Raw genomic sequence first — 16,688 nt, forward strand, 5'->3', positions numbered from 1 at the left:
TCGTATCTTGGCTTTAGCCAACGACTTTATAGCCGCGCTGACGCATGCAGTTGCGGATGATCACTTCTTTGTTCGAGTTTTGCTCAAGCGCGCCTGCTGTTAGGCCTGCGAGTGCACCGAGTGCTGCGGCGTCACGAACGTTGTTGTTATTGTTGTTAAATACAGCTGTACCTGCTGCTGCTACACCAGCACCGGTTGCAACCTGAGCTGCTGTGTCGCTTGCGAGAGCACCTTGTTGTGCGGCGAGGTTTTGACATTGTGCAAGGTCAGCGCCGTAGTTCGCGCTTACTGGGCCGTCGATTACTGGTTGATAGTTCGAACCAGTGTTGCCGCAGGCAGCTACGGCAAGAACAAGAGGGATGGAAGAAATTTTTAGAAGGTTGCGCATGATGAACCCTTTCAGATCTACTATTATTATTCGGCCTGCTTGTATTGAACAGACACAATACTTCGCAAGCTTAGGGGCTTAGGTGTTTTAAATCAATTAAGTCGTACATTCGTTCGGCAAAGATATGCCAACCCTTGAAACATGACGATTTTGTTCTGTGAGCGCAAGATTGATTTGAAGGGGTCAGCACCGTAATGCTGGCGTATCAGGATTGGGAGAAACATGACCGAATACGCTTTTACCCCCCCGCAGACCATAGCTTTGCCGATCATCAACACAGATGCGCGTTTCCCCGTAAGAAGGGTGTATTGTATCGGCCGCAACTATGCGGCGCATGCTGTCGAGATGGGGTATGATCCCGATCGCGAGGCACCGTTTTTCTTTCAGAAGAACCCAGATAATCTCGATACATCTGGAATTTTCCCATATCCCGAAGAAACGAGTGATGTGCATCACGAGGTTGAATTGGCGGTCATGTTGGGCGCGGGAGGCTCGAACATTGGCGTCGATGATGCACTGTCTCATGTGTTCGGTTATGGCGTTAGTCTCGATATGACGCGGCGAGATCTTCAGGCCGAGATGAAGAAGGCTGGGCGGCCATGGGAAATCGGCAAGGCATTCGAGCGATCCGCGCCTATTTCCCCGATTTATCCAGTCACCAAGATCGGCCACCCCACACAGGGCAATATCGCGCTGACGGTGAACGGGGACGTACGACAGGAGGGCGATCTGAGCCAGATGATCTGGAAAACGCCCGAAATCATTTCCTATTTGTCTCAATATTTTACCCTTGCGGCGGGGGATGTGATCCTTTCTGGGACACCTTCAGGTGTGGGGCGGGTAAACGTCGGAGACCGTATGATCGCAACCATCGAAGGGGTCGGCGAACTCGAAGTTCAGGTTGCTTGACGTTACGGCACTATTCATGGCGGAAGGAACGGATTAAGAGATATAGGCAATCGACTAATTGGGGCGGAGACTATGACATTTTTCAACGATCAATCTGAACTTCAGGGCACCTATATCGGGCGCGTATGGGATGCGGCGGCACAGGGGCCGTCCGTTGTAACGCTGCGCGAAGGGCGGGTGATAGACATTACATCTAAAGCGGCACCGTTGGTGCGTGATATCTGTGAAATGGATGATCCCACCGCATACGTACGCACCGCTGAAGGAGTAGATATCGGCGCGCTTGCGGATTTGGAGGCTGCACCCGCAGGCGATTTGAGCCAGACACATTTCATCGCGCCGTGTGATTTGCAATCGGTCAAGGCGTGCGGCGTGACATTTGCAAGTTCGATGGTTGAGCGCGTTATTGAGGAGCGCGCAGCGGGCGATCCCCAAGCCGCCGAGGCCATCCGCGCACGAGTCGGGGCAGTGATCGGCAACAGCCTTCGGGATATCGAAGCCGGTTCCGAGCAGGCGGAGAAGGTGAAGGAGGCGCTGATCGGCGAGGGGCTTTGGAGCCAGTATCTCGAAGTGGGTATTGGTCCTGACGCAGAAGTCTTCTCCAAGGCGCAGATTTTGTCGTCTGTCGGCCCAAACGCCGAAGTCGGCCTGCACCCGATTTCAAACTGGAACAACCCAGAGCCAGAAGTCGTGCTGGCGGTATCGTCTGACGGGCGCATTGTGGGTGCGACATTGGGCAATGATGTGAACCTGCGCGATGTAGAGGGGCGCAGCGCTCTCCTCCTCTCAAAGGCAAAAGATAACAACGCTTCCTGTGCAATCGGGCCGTTTATCCGCTTGTTCGATGATGGGTATTCGCTAGACGATGTTCGCGAGGCCGAATTGGACCTGACGGTGACGGGCGAAGATGGATTTACCCTCAAGGGGCATTCCTCCATGCGTGAAATTAGCCGTGATCCAGCCGATCTAGTGCGCCAGACATTGGGCCCTCATCACCAATATCCCGACGGGATTGTGCTTTTCCTTGGGACGCTTTTTGCACCAACACAGGACCGTGATGTTCCCGGCGAAGGGTTCACGCATAAGCTCGGAGATGTTGTGACGATTTCTGCGAAGGGGCTTGGGCGCTTGCAGAATACTGTGCGTCTTTCGACGGAATGTGCTGAGTGGCGTTTTGGCGTCAGCCACCTAATGCGCAACCTTGCAAAGCGTGGGTTGCTCTAGGGGCTGACGCCGTTTTCTAGGCCTCGCGTTCGGCGGCCTGTTGTCTCGCGATCGCTCGTTTTGATACGAGCGACGCGGTGATGACGCCGACCGTGACAATCCCGATAATGATCGTCGATAGGGCGTTGATTTCAGGACTGACGCCCAAACGCACCGACGAGTAGATCTTGATCGGCAAGGTGGTCGATGACGGCCCCGCAGTAAAGCTCGCGATTACCAGATCATCCAGCGAAAGCGTGAACGCCAAGAGCCAGCCCGAGATCACCGCGGGGGCGATAATGGGAAGCGTGACGCTCTTGAATGCGTCCCAACCCGAACAACCCAGATCATAAGCGGCCTCTTCGAGCGAGCGGTCAAACGACGCCATGCGTGCCGAAACCACCACCGATACATAGCACATCGAGAACGTCGCGTGCGCCAGAACGATCGTCGTCACGCCGCGCGGCATTCCGATCGAGATGAACAGCAGCAAGAGCGACAGACCAGTGATTACCTCTGGCATCACGAGTGGCGCATAGATCATCCCCGAAAAGAGCGTACGCCCATAGAACCGACCGGATCGCACCAATACAAAGGCGGCAAGCGTCCCGAGTACCGTCGCAATCGTTGACGAGAACAACCCAACCTTAACCGTGACCCAAGCCGCATCAAGAAAGGCTTGGTTTTGGAACAGTTCCCCGTACCATTTGGTCGAGAACCCCGCCCATACCGTCACCAGCTTTGACTCGTTGAAGCTAAAGATAATCAGGATCAGGATTGGAATGTACAGGAACGCAAACCCCAGAGTGAGGGCGACGATATTGAAACCAGATAGGCGTCTCATCGGCCGGCCTCCCTTTGTTTTTGCTCGTTGCGCTGGAACAGCACGATCGGAACGATAAGAAGCAAGAGCAGGATCGTTGCTACCGCAGATGCAACGGGCCAGTCACGGTTCGAGAAGAACTCTTCCCAGAGGACCTTACCGATCATCAGCGTTTCCGAACCACCCAAGAGCGACGGAATTACAAACTCTCCGAGTGCTGGAATGAAAACGAGGAAACAGCCTGCGACGACACCTGGTTTGGAGAGTGGAACGGTTACGGCCCAGAACGCCGAGGTGCGTGTACAGCCAAGGTCCTCGGCCGCTTCGAGGAGTGTTCCGTCCATCTTCTCAAGTGCAGAGTAGATCGGCAGAACCATGAACGGCAGATACGTATAGACAATGCCGATATAGACCGCTGTGTTCGTGTTCAAAATCTCCAATGGCTCGGAAATCAGGCCAGTCCATAGCAGCAGTTGGTTCAGGAACCCTTCGGTCGAAAGAATGCCCATCCACGCGTAGACGCGGATCAGAAAGCTTGTCCAGAACGGCAGAATGATCAGAAGCATCAAGCTCGGACGCCATTCATCGGGAGCCTTGGCCATACTATAGGCAATAGGAAACCCGACCATGAGCGTCAGAAGCGTGGAAATTAGAGCGATTTGCAGGCTAGAAAGATATGCTTTCCAGTAAAGATCATCTTGCGTCAGGAACCAGTAGTTTTCAAAGTCGAGCTCCTTGATGAACGCAACAAATCCGTTCCAGCCTTCAGAAATATCCAGCGTTGGCGTGTAGGGTGGAATCGAAAGCGCAATATCCGAAAGCGAAATCTTGAAGACAATCGCAAACGGAATAAGGAACAGCACCAAGAGCCACGCAAAAGGTACACCAATCAGGAATAAGCGAGATAGTTTCATGCCGTCTCCTAACGCTGTAGCACAATGCCGGCGGTGTCCGTCCACGAGAGCCAGACCTTGTCTTTCCACGTGATATTGCGGCGCGCGATGCGGCGGTTGTTGGCTGTTTGCGCTTTGATGAGAGTGCCGTTCTCAAGACGAACGTAATAGGTCGAGATATTCCCGAGGTACGCGATATCCTCGACGTGGCCCTGAACGCGGTTATGGCGATCTGTTGGATCTTCGGTTGCAATGGCGACCTTTTCGGGGCGGATTGCAAAAGCTGCCGAGGCACCCTTGTCGATTCCGGACCCAGCAAGTGCGCGGATGCTCGGCTGACCTTCGGCCCAGCTTAGCTCGGCCTCATCGTTTTCGAGGCGGGCGACTGTGCCTTCGATGATGTTCACGTCACCGATGAAGTCGGCCACATACACCGAGTTTGGAGCTTCGTAGACGCGATCGGGTGTGTCGACCTGAATAAGGTTACCGTGGTCCATCACGGCGATGCGGCTGGCCATTGTCATGGCTTCTTCTTGGTCATGGGTCACGATCACGAATGTCGTGCCCGTTTTTTCCTGAATGTCCATCAGTTCGAACTGGGTTTCCTGACGGAGCTTCTTGTCGAGAGCGCCGAGCGGCTCGTCGAGAAGGAGCAGTTTTGGCGCTTTGGCCAAGGCCCGTGCAAGGGCGACGCGTTGACGCTGACCACCAGAAAGTTGATGCGGTTTGCGTTTCGCGAATTTTTGAAGCTGTACCAAGCGCAGCATTTCTTCGACACGGCCGTCGATTTCGGACTTGGGCATGTCAGATCGTTTCAGGCCAAATGCAAGGTTATCCGCAACGGTGAGGTGCGGAAACAGTGCGTAGGATTGGAACATCATATTCACCGCGCGCTTGTTTGCGGGGATGCCCTTCATGTTCTGGCCGTCGATTGTGATGGTGCCTTCGCTGACCTCTTCAAACCCTCCGAGCATACGCATCAAGGTGGTCTTGCCGCATCCGGATGGCCCAAGGAGCGCAAAAAACTCTCTTGGATAGATCGACAGGTTCATCTTCTCGATAGCGGTGAAGGTGCCATAGCGCTTGGTTACATTATCAAATGTGATCAGCGGCTTGGCGTTCGGATCTGCCCAAGGGGCAAAAGTAGTGTTCTGGTTCATGTGGTCTTTCCAAAGCAATCGCCCGAGCCGTTAAGCTCGGGCGGGTTTTGATGCAAATTAGGTTCCAGATTTAACCTTGGTCCAAAGACGCGTCACAACGCGTTGGACTTTTGCCGGGTAGGGCGATTTGGTGTAAAGGTTGTTCAGCGTTTCCTCATCTGGGTAAATCGCTGTGTCACCAATCACGTCCTCAAGCAGAAACTCCTGGCTCGCTTTGTTACCATTCGCATAGTAAACATAGTTAGAGGCCGCAGCCATGTTCTCGGCATCCATGATGAAGTTCAAGAATGCGTGCGCGCCTTCTGGGTTAGGAGCGTCTACAGGGATCGCCATCTGGTCGAACCACATGAGTGAGCCTTCAGCGAATGCGTTATAGGCGATGTTTACGCCGTTGTCCGCTTCGTCTGCACGATCACGCGCTTGAAGGATGTCACCAGACCAACCAACTGCAACACAGATGTCGCCGTTTGCCAGTGCGTTGATGTATTCGGAGCTGTGGAACTTCTTGATGTATGGACGCACCGCAAGAAGTGTGTCCTCAGCCTTTTGAATGATCTCGGGATCATTGCTGTCGGGATCTTCGCCGAGGAACTTCAGTGTCATCGGGATGATCTCGGTAGGTGCATCAAGGAAGTATACACCACAGCTTGCGAGCTTTTCCATGTTCTCTGGCTTAAGCACGAGGTCCAAGCTGCTCAATGGCGCATCATCGCCCAGAACTTCTGTTACCTTGTCAACGTTAATGCCGAGGCCGGTGCTGCCCCACATGTAGTTGATCGAGTATTCGTTTCCGGGGTCGTATTGCGCGGTGCGCTCCTCGACCATATCCCACATGTTCGAGATGTTCGGGAGTTTCGATTTGTCCAACTTCTGGAACGCGCCCGCTTGAACTTGACGCTGAAGGAAGTCAGCGGTCGGCACAACAACGTCATAGCCAGAGTCGCCAGTCAGCATTTTTGTCTCGAGCACTTCGTTGCTGTCGAACACGTCGTAGATGAGCTTGATGCCCGTTTCTTGTTCGAACGCGCTTAGCAGTTCTTCGTCGATATAATCAGACCAGTTATAGACGCGAACTTCTTGGGCGCTGGCCGCTGTCGCAGCGATGCTCATCGCGACCGTGATGGGTATTATTTTCATTTCAACCTCCAAGTATGTTCTGAATAATTTGATCAAAAGTTTGACAATTGCAACAAATTTCGTAAAAAATGTGAAACGAGACCGAAGTTGCTGGTAGAAAAAATAATGACCGAAACGAGAAAAATCCCAGAGCATCAGGCCGTTTACGAGCGTTTGCGCGATATGATTTTGCTTGGGCGTTTCGCGCCCGGACAGCCGCTTACGATCATGGGCCTCTCTGAGCATCTGGGCGTTGGCATGACGCCGGTGCGCGAAGCAATTCGACGTCTAACCGCCGAAAATGCCCTTGGAACACTGGGGAATCGTCGTGTTGTTGTGCCGGAACTTGATGCTCAGAATTTGCGAGACATTTATTTTTTGCGTCTAAAAGTTGAGCCGGAGCTTACGAGTAGGGCGATAAAACGCATAAATAAAAGGCATATTGCTAACTTGCGCGAAATCGATCATGAAATCGATACGGCAATCAACTCAGGTGACGTCGAGACATATCTAGAGCGGAATAACCGCTTTCACTTTCAGATCTACGCACTGGCGAAAGCCCCGGTGCTCTTCCGAGTCGCATTGGCACTTTGGGTGCAAGTGGGGCCGAGCCTACGTGTTAACTGTGGGCGGTACGGTACGGCGAATCTACCAGATAAACACTCCGAGCTCCTAAACGCTCTGGAAAACTCAGACCATGAAGCGGCCTCATTGGCCATGCGCGGCGACTTGGAGCAGAGCTTGTCTTTGGCAACCGCCGCACTAAACTAAAAATATGATCAAATGATCTCATAAGGAAGCATCACGTGGCAAAACGAAAAAAAACTAAGAAACCCGAATCGTGGGTGGATGCGCTGCCGAGTGCATTCTTGGATTATCTGGATGACCAGACCTTAGATGAGGTCGAATGCATCATTCCAGATCTCGTGGGGACGTCGCGCGGTAAAGCAATGCCGGCGAATAAATTCACGCCCGAAGAAACACTCTATCTTCCGATTTCTCTCTTCTACCAGACGATCTCTGGCGAATACGTCGATATGGAAATCGAGAACCAATGGCTTGAGCGCGACATCCTGCTTGTGCCGGATATGTCTACGGCTTCTGCTGCGCCTTGGGCAGGAGAGCCGACCTTGCAGGTTATCTGTGACATGAAAACGCGTGCGGGCGAGGACCTCGAGATTGCGCCGCGTAACGTGTTGCGGAACATCTTGGCCAAGTATGATGAGCTTGGATTAAGTCCCGTCGTGGCGCCAGAGCTTGAGTTTTATCTGGCTAAACCGAACGTAGATCCAAACGAACCCATCGAGCCTCCAATCGGACGGACAGGCCGCAAGAGTGTGGGGCGTCAGGTGTTCTCGATGTCGGCTGTGGACGAATACGGCCCCGTCATCGACACGATCTATGACTACGCCGAGGAGCAAGGCCTTCAGATTGATACCGTGATCCAAGAGGGCGGTGCTGGTCAGATTGAAATCAACCTACAGCACGGCAACCCGCTTCAACTCGCGGATCAGGTGTTCTACTTCAAGCGCACAATCCGTGAAGCCGCGCTCAAAAACGGTGTGTTCGCAACCTTTATGGCCAAGCCGATCCGCGACGAGCCAGGAAGTGCAATGCACCTTCACCAGTCGATTGTCGACAAAAAGACAGGTCAGAACATCTTCTCGAACAAGGATGGTTCGCCGTCGGATAAGTTCTATCACTTCTTGGGTGGCTCGCAGAAATACCTGATGCAGGCGGTGCCTTTGCTGGCCCCCTATATCAACTCGTATCGTCGCATCACTGTAGATGGTCAAAGCGCACCTGCCAACGTGGAGTGGGCCGCTGACAACCGCACAACGGGTCTGCGGGTTCCGCATTCTCCGCCTTCTGCGCGCCGCGTCGAGAACCGTGTGATCGGGATGGACTGTAACCCTTATCTCGCGATTGCGGCATCCTTAGCTTGCGGGCTCTTGGGGATGAAGAACAAGATCGAACCACGCGCCGAAGCTCGTAACGAGGTGTGGGATACAGAAGACCGCTTGCCACCAAGCTTGAACGCAGCGCTCGACCTGTTCGAAGACGCACCCGAGATTTGGGATATTCTGGGCAAGGAATTCTGCCAGCTCTATCTCGATATCAAACGTGCCGAGAACGAAGAATATCAGCGTGAAATTTCCCCATGGGAGCGGCAACATCTGTTGTTGAACGTTTGATGGATCTTCTGACTGCGAATGATGTGGCGGGTAAATACCCGCCATCTTACTATGCCAATGCGGCGGAGCACCTCTCGGCGTTCCCCGCGGCAGCCGGTGAAATCTCTTGCGATGTCTGTGTTATCGGCGGTGGCTTTACGGGGCTATCGACGGCGCTTCATCTTGCACAGCGCGGATATGACGTGAGGCTTGTTGAGGCACAGCGTGTCGGGTTCGGCGCCTCCGGTCGTAACGGTGGGCAGGTCGGGCAGGGTCAGCGCCTTGACCAAGATGAGCTAGAGTCCAAATTCGGCGTGGAGCGCGCCAAGGAACTCTGGACGATTGGTACGCAAGCCGTTGAATTGGTTCGTGATCTTGCGGCCTCTGATATGGTGCACGCTGATTTCCATCCGGGGATCGTTCACGCGGATCATCGTGCGCGTTATGTGTCGCACAGCCGCTCCTATGCTGAGAAACTGAATGCGGAATATGATTATCCGCATGTCCGTTTCCTCCCACAGGAAGAAATCCGCGAAATCGTTAAGTCAGACGCGTATTTCGGCGGTACGTTGGACACCCGCTCGGGCCATATTGATCCGCTTCAATTGGCTCTTGGGCTGGCGCGTATGGCCGTGGCTGCGGGCGCGAATGTCCATGAGTTAAGCCGCGTCCAAAAGGTCGATCAGGGCGCCAAGGTGCGCGTTCACACAGATCAAGCAACGATCAAAGCGGATCAGCTTGTACTCGCCTGCAATGGATACATTGGCGATCTGCATAATGACGTTTCGCGTCGGGTGATGCCGATCAACAATTATATCGTTGCGACCGAACCTATGACGCCCGAGCAGCAAAAGCAGATCATAAAGGGCAATATTGCCGTTGCGGACTCCAAGTTCGTTGTGAACTATTTCAGGTTCAGCGACGACAATCGCTTGCTGTTTGGTGGAACCGAAAGTTACGGTTATCGCTTCCCCAAGGATATTGCGGCACAGGTGCGTAAACCCTTGGCCGAGATTTTCCCCCAGCTTGCAAATGTGAAAATTGATCACGCATGGGGCGGCACACTTGGTATTACCATGAACCGTTTGCCGCACTACGAACGCTATGCAGGGAATATCCTATCTATGTCGGGGTTCTCGGGGTCTGGCGTTGCGCTCGGGACGCTCTCGGGGCAGATCGCAGCAGAGGCAATCGCGGGACAGTCCGAACGCTTCGATGCGATGGCCAACATCCCGACGCCGCGTTTCCCGGGTGGAAAGATGATGCAGCATCCACTCTTGGTTCTGGCGATGCTCTGGTATTCTCTGCGAGACAAACTCTGAAAATAGAAGGGCCGCGAAATTCAAGTTTCGCGGCCCTTATTCGTTATAGCTTAATCCACGTCGCCTTTAGCTCAACGTATTTATCAAGCGCATGAAGCGACTTGTCGCGACCAATGCCCGACTGCTTGTAGCCGCCAAATGGCGTTGTCATGTCATCGGCATCGTAGCAGTTCACATAGACCATACCCGCCCGAAGCTGCGCTGACATTTTGTGAGCAGTCGAGAGATCATCCGTCCACACCGCCGACGCAAGGCCGTATGGGCTGTCGTTTGCAACTTTGATCGCTTCGTCTTGGTCCTTGACGGGGATAACGGAAACCATTGGGCCAAAGATCTCTTCTTGAGCGACGCGCATATCGTTGCGCACATTGTCAAAGATCGTAGGCTCGACATAGCTTCCGCCTGTTTCTTCGCGCGCCTTTTTGCCGCCGATGGCGACATCCGCGCCATCCGCGCGGGCGGCGTCAACAAATCCAAGCACGCGTTCGGCGTGGCGGGCATCGACGAGGGCACCCATGGATGTGGCGGGATCGAGCGGATCGTTTGGAGCGTAGTCTTTGGCGACTTCTTTCAGGGTCTCGACAACCTCGTCGTGAACGGATTCCTCAACGATCAGACGGCTCGGGCAGGTACACATTTCGCCCTGATTGAACCATGCCGAATTTGCCGATGTGCGCGCTGCATGCGCAGTGTCGCGATAGCTCTTGAGGATGATGTTCGGGCTTTTGCCGCCGAGTTCGAGGCCGATTTTCTTGAGGTTCGATTGCGCGGCATATTCCATGAAGAATTTGCCAACCTGCGTTGAGCCCGTAAAGAACAGCCCGTCGATATCCATGTGAAGGCCAAGCGCGCGCCCAACATCAGGGCCAAGGCCAGTTACGACATTGAACACACCTTCTGGCACGCCCGCTTCGAGAGCGAGTTCCGCAAGGCGGATAGCCGTAAGCGAGGACTGCTCGGCAGGTTTAAGAATAACCGAGTTCCCCATCGCGAGCGCAGGCGCGACTTTCCATGTTGCCATCAACATCGGGAAGTTCCACGGAACAACTGCGGCGACAACACCGAGAGGCTCTTTGGTAACCATTGCGAGGTAATCTTTGCCTGTTGGGGCAACTTCGTCATAAACTTTGTCCAGCGCTTCGCCGTAATAGCTAAAGCAGTTCGCAACGGCCCGCACATCCACGGATAAGCTGTCCGAAATCGGCTTGCCCATGTCCAGCGTTTCCAGCAATGCCAGCTCGTCACGGTTTTCGCGGATCAGGTCGCCCAAACGTTGGAGGACTGCCTTGCGTGCGGATGGCGGTTGGTGCGACCAACGTCCATCATCAAATGCTGTGCGCGCGCTGATGACTGCGGCATCCACGTCCTCTTGCGCCATAAGCGGAACATCCGCCAAATGCGCGCCGTCAATCGGACTATGCGAGGCGAAAGTCTTGCCAGATTTTGCAAGCGTGGCTGCGCCACCGATAATGCCGTGAGCGCGGATTTTAAGGGATTTGGCCGCGGCGTGCCAATCCATAGTCGTTGGTTTGTTCATTGTTGCCTCTTAGTTGGTTGCGCTGGCGATCACGCCTGGCGCTGATTAGTTTTCGCGCGCTTGGATTGCATCGCGACCTGCGGCTGCGACACCGTCCTCGATATCTTTGCGGATGGCGGCAACGAGGGCGTCCTCGTCGCGGTTGTCGAGAGCTGTCAGAATTTCTTTGTGGCGGTCAATTTGATAAAATGACCCAAGTTCCGAGATGACTTCGCGTTGAAATGGTCCAAGTTGGAGCCAGATGCTTTCCACGAGCGGCATCGAGATTTGATCTGGATTCGCACAGTACAAGCGATGGTGAAAATCATGGTTGAGCGCCGTGAGGGTGTCGTAGTTATGTGAGGCGAGGGCCTCGTCCATCGCGGTGTCGATTGCGCGCATCTCGTCGATAAGAACGCCCGATACATAAGGAAGCGCGCGCGCGGCGGCGTGGCATTCCAGTGTGATACGCGTGGCAACCAGATCCTCAAAGCGCCCCTCTGTCATCGGAGGGATAAGCATTCTCCGGTTGTCTTGTGCCACGATTGCGGACTCGGAATTCAGCCGACGCAGAGCTTCGCGGATCGGGGTCGGACTGAAATCAAGCTGTTCGGCAAGGCCGCGCATCGTGAGTGACGCACCTGTCGGGATCGCGCCCATCATGATTGCGCTGCGAAGGCGCGCATAGACGTATTCCTGACTCGTCAGGTCGCCCTCATTGTCTATTTCGGGGATGGAATAACTCATCAGATGTCTGGTGTCTGTTGCATGCATTTTTCTTAAGCGAGCGATTGACACTTGTCAATAACGCTATCACAAGTTACAAAACGATATCACATTTTGACAGCTTTGATAGCTGAGGAGAATCCCCATGAGTGTCGAGTCAGAGGCGCGTTTTAATTCGGTAATGGTTGCGATATGCGACATCAACGGATCGTATCGCGGCAAGCGTCTCCCTTTTTCGCAGATTGATAAGGTCTTTTCCGGTTCCTTGCGGATGCCTCTTTCTGCTTCGACAGTGGATATCTGGGGTCGCGATATCGAAGGTAGCGAGCTGGTGTTTGAGTCGGGCGATGGCGATGGTGTTTGCCGTCCGCTGCGCGACGAGATCGTTCCGTCGCCTTGGTTGGGCGAGGGGTCGGGGTTTTTGCCGCTCTGCCTATACGAAGAGTCAGGCGAGCCGCACGCGGGCGACCCGCGCAACGCGCTTTCGGCGGTTGTCGCGCGCTATGCCGAGAAAGGCCTGCGTCCAGTTGTTGCGACCGAGCTGGAGTTCTATCTGGCGGATATCTCAGAAGACGCGGACTCGTTGACCGAAGGTGTCGCCGTGCCGAAATTCGCTGCTGAGAACGTACTGTCGGTTCAGGATCTCGAAGAGATGGGCCCGTTCCTTGATGACGTCTATGCCGCTTGCGAAGTTTGCGGAATTCGTGCGGATGCCGCAATTTCCGAAACTGGTGTAGGTCAGTTCGAGATTAACCTTCTCCATACGGATGATCCTGTTCGCGCCGCGGATGACGCGCTTATGTTCAAGCGCATCGTAAAAGGGTGCGCGCGTGCGCACGGACGCTCAGCAACGTTTATGGCCAAGCCGCATGGCGAATCCGCGGGCAGTGGATTGCACGTACACTTCTCTCTGTTGAACGAAGCGGGCGAGAACGTATTTGATGACGGAACCGACGAGGGCTCTGATGTTATGCTGTCCGCCGTTGCGGGCCTCACAACTGCAATGCCAGAGAGCACGCTCCTTTTTGCGCCGCATTTGAACAGCTATCGTCGCCTGCGTCCGGAAACACATGCTCCGACCTTGGTGGCGTGGGGGTATGAGAACCGCACGGCTGCGATCCGCATTCCAGGTGGAAGCAACAAAGCGCGCCGTATTGAGCATCGCGTGTCTGGTGCCGATGCGAACCCTTATCTAGTGCTGACCGCAATCTTGGGTGCGGCACTAGAGGGGATTGAAGCCAATTTGAAGCCACCCGCGCCGCTCGTTGGGAACGCTTACAACTCGGATTTGCCTGACATTCCATCGGATTGGTCGCTCGCGATTAATGCGTTCGAAGAGGGCGAGGTTATGAAGAAAATCTTCGACCCCATGCTTTTGCAGTTGATCGTTCAAGCCAAGCGCCAAGAGATGCAGCGGTTCCTCGAGACCGTGACGGAATTTGAATACCAGACTTATTTGGAGGTCGTGTAATGGCCGTTACACAAAAGAACTACGCGGGCGATGGCGCCCATACCACCAGCTATTACGCCGCCTCCGCGAATGAGCGCACTTTGCGTCCTGCGCTTGTTGGCGATCAGGAGTTTGATATTTGCGTTGTTGGTGCTGGCTACTCGGGGCTTTCGACTGCTCTGCACCTCGCTGAGAAGGGCTATAATGTTGCCATCGTTGAAGGTGCGCGCATCGGCTGGGGTGCATCTGGGCGTAATGGTGGACAGATCGTTAACGGGTTGAACGCTTCCCTTCAGACGATCGACCGGCGTTACGGCAAAGATACTGCAAACTTCGTCGCAGGATTGGTGATGGAAGGTGGCGACATCATTCGTGAGCGCGTCAAGACATACGACATCCAGTGTGATCTTAAGCCAACCAACATCTTTACGGCATATACCGCCGCGCATATGCGTGAACTCGAAGAGCGGCTTGAGTTGTGGCGCGGCTATGGCATCAAAACCCAAGAGATGATCGGCCCTGATCGCATCGGCGATTATGTGGGTTCGGACGTTTATGCTGGGGGTATGATTGACCACGCGGGCGGCCATATGCACCCGCTAAACCTTGCTTTGGGCGAGGCCGACGCATTCGAGAAAAATGGCGGGACAATCTTTGAGATGTCGATGGTTCGCAATGTGAACTACGAAGCGAAAAAGCCTGTCATTACAACAGATCAAGGCTCGGTCACGTGTAAAACGCTTGTGCTCTGCGGGAACGCATACCTTGGGCATGTCGTTCCGACACTTACGCATCGCGTTATGCCAGTTTCCACACAGGTTATGGCGACAGAACCACTTAGCGATGAACTGGCGGCGCGCCTGATGCCGACGGATGCCTGCGTTGAGGATATTCGCTATATTCTCGACTACTACCGCCTCTCCGCGGATAAACGCATGTTGTTCGGCGGCGGCACTGTTTATGGCGGCGCCGATCCCAAGGATATCGAAGCAAAACTGCGTAAGAACATGGATAAAGTGTTCCCTGAGCTGCGCGACAAGAAGATTGATTACGCATGGAGCGGTAACTTTGCACTTTCGTTTAGTCGTGTTCCGCAAATGGGCCGTTTGAACGACAATACCTACTTTGCGCATGGCTACTCGGGGCACGGCGTTACTGGCTCGCATACCTTCGGGCGCATCCTCTCTGAGGCAATCGACGGTGATCGCACACGTCTTGATGTATTTGCGAATGTGCCATGGATACCGTTCCCCGGAGGGCGCATGTTCCGTGTGCCGTATTCGGTGATCGGCTCTTGGTACTATGGCTTCAAAGACCGCTTCGGATTGTAAGACCATGACACAAAACGGAGATCAGGCTTTTAGAAAAGCGGACCCGAAGGGGCGCTGGCATGAGATGACGTATGGCGGGGCGCTGAGCTTCCTTCGTCGGAAATACTCGCGCGATCTGGATGGCGTTGACGTGGCCGTCATGGGGGTTCCCTATGACAACGCGGTTACATTCCGTCCGGGGTGTCGGCTTGGACCACAAGCTGTACGGGCAGCGTCTGTTCAGCTTGCAGAGTTGGACGCGTTCCCTTGGGGGTTCGACCCATTCCAAGCGTTGTCGGTGGTGGATTTTGGGGATGTGTTTCTTGATCCGCATCACCCGCAAACCATCGCACCGGCAATCGAGGAGCAAGCGCGCGCGATTATCGCTACTGGCGCGCGGCTTTTGACAATCGGGGGCGATCACTCGATCACCTATCCGCTGCTCAAGGCCCACGCCGAGCGCCATGGCCCCATAGCGTTGCTACAGTTCGACGCGCATTGCGACACATGGGAAGACGACGGCACCCGCATGGATCACGGCACCATGTTCGCGCGCGCTGCGCGCGACGGGATCATTGACGTAAGTCGTTCGACGCAGGTCGGGCTACGTACGTACAACAACAGCGATCACGGCTTTGAAATTCTCACGAGTCCTTGGATTCACCGCAACGGTATCGATGCCGCGCTAAAAGTGGCGACCGAGCGGGCAGGGGACGCCCCTGTGTATCTGAGCTTTGATGTGGACGGTATGGACCCTGCGTTCGCTCCGGGGACAGGCACGCCAGTTCCCGGCGGTTTGGCGTCGTGGCAGGCGCTTGAGTTCGTGCGTGGACTTGCTCCGCTGAACCTGATCGGCATGGATGTCGTCGAGGTTTCGCCCCCATTTGATCACGCCGAAATAACGGCCCTTGCCGCCGCGCATGTGGCGCATGATTGGCTATGTGTTCTCGCGGCGCAACTCGGAGCGAAACAGGCTCCCGTTGGAAAGGTTTAAGAATGAAAATCGGAATACTGCAAACCGGCCGCTCGCCCGAAGAGATTCAGGGAACATACGGCGATTATGACGGTTTCTTTGTGGAGTTGCTCAAAGAACGCGGGTTTGAATTCAAGAATTATCCTGTGCTGGACGGCGTGTTTCCCAGCGATCCGTCGGACGCAGAAGGGTGGTTAATCACGGGGTCGCGGTTCGGGGTCTATGAGGATCACGACTGGATTCCGCCTCTCGAAGATTTCCTGCGCGCAACATATGCCAAAGGCGTGCCGATCGTCGGTATCTGCTTTGGTCATCAAATCCTTGCGCAGGCGCTCGGTGGCAAGATCGAGAAGTTTGATGGCGGTTGGTCCGTTGGGCCACAGAAATATCAATCCGAAGTATTCGGAGAGCAGAACATCATCGCATGGCATCAGGACCAAGTGGTTGAGCGCCCAGCAGATGCCGAAGTTATCGGAAGCTCCGATTTCTGTGAGAACGCGTTTTTGGCCTATGGCAACAAAGCGTTGACCGTACAGCCACATCCGGAGTTCACAGCGGAGTTTTTCGCGGACCTCTTGGCCACGCGGGGCAAAAACTTGCCCGAAGAAATCAGGCAGGAAGCAATGGCAAAAGATAGCGAAGGGCTGACATCTCTCGCTTTTGCCGATCAAATCGAAAAATTTTTCAAAGCAGAGCGCACCTGAACCACAACATTGAGGGAGGAC

General features: G+C 54.5%; 16 protein-coding genes. 9 read left to right on the forward strand and 7 right to left on the reverse strand.

Translation table 11 applies throughout. From position 1 onward, the window contains the following. Positions 1-13: 13 nt before the first annotated feature. Positions 14-388, reverse strand: coding sequence for a glycine zipper family protein (locus ACFE33_RS06190; RefSeq protein ID WP_380058144.1), 375 nt, complete (start codon positions 386-388; stop codon positions 14-16). A gap of 222 nt (positions 389-610) precedes the next feature. On the opposite strand from ACFE33_RS06190, the gene ACFE33_RS06195 reads away from it, so the two are divergent. Further along, complete coding sequence (locus ACFE33_RS06195; protein WP_380058145.1) at positions 611-1,297, forward strand: fumarylacetoacetate hydrolase family protein; 687 nt, start codon at positions 611-613, stop codon at positions 1,295-1,297. A gap of 72 nt (positions 1,298-1,369) precedes the next feature. Beyond that, entirely contained in the window at positions 1,370-2,521 is a 1,152-nt protein-coding gene (locus ACFE33_RS06200; protein WP_380058147.1) for a fumarylacetoacetate hydrolase family protein, read from the forward strand. A gap of 16 nt (positions 2,522-2,537) precedes the next feature. Here the strand turns inward: ACFE33_RS06200 and ACFE33_RS06205 are convergent, their stop codons facing one another. The 4 genes from ACFE33_RS06205 to ACFE33_RS06220 are packed head-to-tail and all read right to left on the reverse strand — an operon-like array spanning position 2,538 to position 6,513. Continuing rightward, complete coding sequence (locus ACFE33_RS06205) at positions 2,538-3,344, reverse strand: ABC transporter permease (RefSeq protein WP_380058149.1); 807 nt, start codon at positions 3,342-3,344, stop codon at positions 2,538-2,540. Further along, positions 3,341-4,237: an ABC transporter permease subunit gene (locus ACFE33_RS06210; RefSeq protein ID WP_380058151.1), complete on the reverse strand. Its 897-nt coding sequence runs from the start codon at positions 4,235-4,237 to the stop codon at positions 3,341-3,343. The genes ACFE33_RS06205 and ACFE33_RS06210 overlap by 4 nt, the downstream gene beginning before the upstream one ends. Before the next feature lie 8 nt (positions 4,238-4,245). Further along, positions 4,246-5,376 carry an ABC transporter ATP-binding protein gene (locus ACFE33_RS06215; RefSeq protein WP_380058152.1) on the reverse strand — a complete coding sequence of 377 codons (1,131 nt, stop codon included), beginning with the start codon at positions 5,374-5,376 and terminating at the stop codon, positions 4,246-4,248. A 57-nt stretch (positions 5,377-5,433) separates the two neighbouring features. Beyond that, positions 5,434-6,513: a polyamine ABC transporter substrate-binding protein gene (locus tag ACFE33_RS06220; protein ID WP_380058154.1), complete on the reverse strand. Its 1,080-nt coding sequence runs from the start codon at positions 6,511-6,513 to the stop codon at positions 5,434-5,436. A 105-nt stretch (positions 6,514-6,618) separates the two neighbouring features. Here ACFE33_RS06220 and ACFE33_RS06225 point away from each other — a divergent pair, with 105 nt between their 5' ends. From ACFE33_RS06225 to ACFE33_RS06235, 3 genes are read left to right on the forward strand one after another with little or no spacing between them, the layout of a single operon-like run. After that, positions 6,619-7,263 (forward strand): GntR family transcriptional regulator, encoded by a 645-nt coding sequence (locus tag ACFE33_RS06225; protein WP_380058156.1) that lies wholly within the window; start codon positions 6,619-6,621, stop codon positions 7,261-7,263. Positions 7,264-7,298: 35 nt separating this feature from the next. After that, positions 7,299-8,687: a glutamine synthetase family protein gene (locus ACFE33_RS06230; RefSeq protein WP_380058158.1), complete on the forward strand. Its 1,389-nt coding sequence runs from the start codon at positions 7,299-7,301 to the stop codon at positions 8,685-8,687. Beyond that, positions 8,687-9,988, forward strand: a complete 1,302-nt coding sequence (locus tag ACFE33_RS06235; RefSeq protein WP_380058665.1) for an NAD(P)/FAD-dependent oxidoreductase — start codon at positions 8,687-8,689, stop codon at positions 9,986-9,988. The genes ACFE33_RS06230 and ACFE33_RS06235 overlap by 1 nt, the downstream gene beginning before the upstream one ends. A gap of 43 nt (positions 9,989-10,031) precedes the next feature. Here the strand turns inward: ACFE33_RS06235 and ACFE33_RS06240 are convergent, their stop codons facing one another. Further along, positions 10,032-11,525 carry an aldehyde dehydrogenase gene (locus tag ACFE33_RS06240; RefSeq protein WP_380058160.1) on the reverse strand — a complete coding sequence of 498 codons (1,494 nt, stop codon included), beginning with the start codon at positions 11,523-11,525 and terminating at the stop codon, positions 10,032-10,034. Between the two features lie 45 nt (positions 11,526-11,570). Then, the gene (locus ACFE33_RS06245; protein ID WP_380058162.1) at positions 11,571-12,251 is read right to left on the reverse strand and encodes a GntR family transcriptional regulator; all 681 of its coding nucleotides are present in this window, start codon (positions 12,249-12,251) and stop codon (positions 11,571-11,573) included. Between the two features lie 124 nt (positions 12,252-12,375). On the opposite strand from ACFE33_RS06245, the gene ACFE33_RS06250 reads away from it, so the two are divergent. From ACFE33_RS06250 to ACFE33_RS06265, 4 genes are read left to right on the forward strand one after another with little or no spacing between them, the layout of a single operon-like run. Continuing rightward, on the forward strand, positions 12,376-13,701 hold the full coding sequence (locus tag ACFE33_RS06250) for a glutamine synthetase family protein (RefSeq protein WP_380058164.1): 1,326 nt from the start codon (positions 12,376-12,378) through the stop codon (positions 13,699-13,701). Then, entirely contained in the window at positions 13,701-15,011 is a 1,311-nt protein-coding gene (locus ACFE33_RS06255) for an NAD(P)/FAD-dependent oxidoreductase (RefSeq protein ID WP_380058166.1), read from the forward strand. Before ACFE33_RS06250 ends, ACFE33_RS06255 begins: the two co-directional genes overlap by 1 nt. 4 nt (positions 15,012-15,015) lie before the next feature. Continuing rightward, on the forward strand, positions 15,016-15,984 hold the full coding sequence (gene speB / locus ACFE33_RS06260) for an agmatinase (RefSeq protein WP_380058168.1): 969 nt from the start codon (positions 15,016-15,018) through the stop codon (positions 15,982-15,984). A gap of 2 nt (positions 15,985-15,986) precedes the next feature. Continuing rightward, positions 15,987-16,667 carry a type 1 glutamine amidotransferase gene (locus ACFE33_RS06265; RefSeq protein ID WP_380058170.1) on the forward strand — a complete coding sequence of 227 codons (681 nt, stop codon included), beginning with the start codon at positions 15,987-15,989 and terminating at the stop codon, positions 16,665-16,667. The last annotated feature ends 21 nt before the right edge of the window (positions 16,668-16,688 follow it).

This window comes from Falsihalocynthiibacter sp. SS001, assembly GCF_042445055.1.
GTDB lineage: Bacteria > Pseudomonadota > Alphaproteobacteria > Rhodobacterales > Rhodobacteraceae > Falsihalocynthiibacter.

What these genes read in the sequence shown, in the direction of transcription:
- ACFE33_RS06205 (WP_380058149.1), bottom strand. Translation starts at nt 3,344, where the DNA reads ATGAGACGCCTATCTGGTTTCAATATCGTCGCCCTCACTCTGGGGTTT.
- ACFE33_RS06190 (WP_380058144.1), bottom strand. Translation starts at nt 388, where the DNA reads ATGCGCAACCTTCTAAAAATTTCTTCCATCCCTCTTGTTCTTGCCGTA.
- ACFE33_RS06215 (WP_380058152.1), bottom strand. Translation starts at nt 5,376, where the DNA reads ATGAACCAGAACACTACTTTTGCCCCTTGGGCAGATCCGAACGCCAAG.
- speB (WP_380058168.1), top strand. Translation starts at nt 15,016, where the DNA reads ATGACACAAAACGGAGATCAGGCTTTTAGAAAAGCGGACCCGAAGGGG.
- ACFE33_RS06200 (WP_380058147.1), top strand. Translation starts at nt 1,370, where the DNA reads ATGACATTTTTCAACGATCAATCTGAACTTCAGGGCACCTATATCGGG.
- ACFE33_RS06265 (WP_380058170.1), top strand. Translation starts at nt 15,987, where the DNA reads ATGAAAATCGGAATACTGCAAACCGGCCGCTCGCCCGAAGAGATTCAG.
- ACFE33_RS06195 (WP_380058145.1), top strand. Translation starts at nt 611, where the DNA reads ATGACCGAATACGCTTTTACCCCCCCGCAGACCATAGCTTTGCCGATC.
- ACFE33_RS06225 (WP_380058156.1), top strand. Translation starts at nt 6,619, where the DNA reads ATGACCGAAACGAGAAAAATCCCAGAGCATCAGGCCGTTTACGAGCGT.
- ACFE33_RS06255 (WP_380058166.1), top strand. Translation starts at nt 13,701, where the DNA reads ATGGCCGTTACACAAAAGAACTACGCGGGCGATGGCGCCCATACCACC.
- ACFE33_RS06250 (WP_380058164.1), top strand. Translation starts at nt 12,376, where the DNA reads ATGAGTGTCGAGTCAGAGGCGCGTTTTAATTCGGTAATGGTTGCGATA.
- ACFE33_RS06240 (WP_380058160.1), bottom strand. Translation starts at nt 11,525, where the DNA reads ATGAACAAACCAACGACTATGGATTGGCACGCCGCGGCCAAATCCCTT.
- ACFE33_RS06235 (WP_380058665.1), top strand. Translation starts at nt 8,687, where the DNA reads ATGGATCTTCTGACTGCGAATGATGTGGCGGGTAAATACCCGCCATCT.
- ACFE33_RS06245 (WP_380058162.1), bottom strand. Translation starts at nt 12,251, where the DNA reads ATGAGTTATTCCATCCCCGAAATAGACAATGAGGGCGACCTGACGAGT.
- ACFE33_RS06210 (WP_380058151.1), bottom strand. Translation starts at nt 4,237, where the DNA reads ATGAAACTATCTCGCTTATTCCTGATTGGTGTACCTTTTGCGTGGCTC.
- ACFE33_RS06220 (WP_380058154.1), bottom strand. Translation starts at nt 6,513, where the DNA reads ATGAAAATAATACCCATCACGGTCGCGATGAGCATCGCTGCGACAGCG.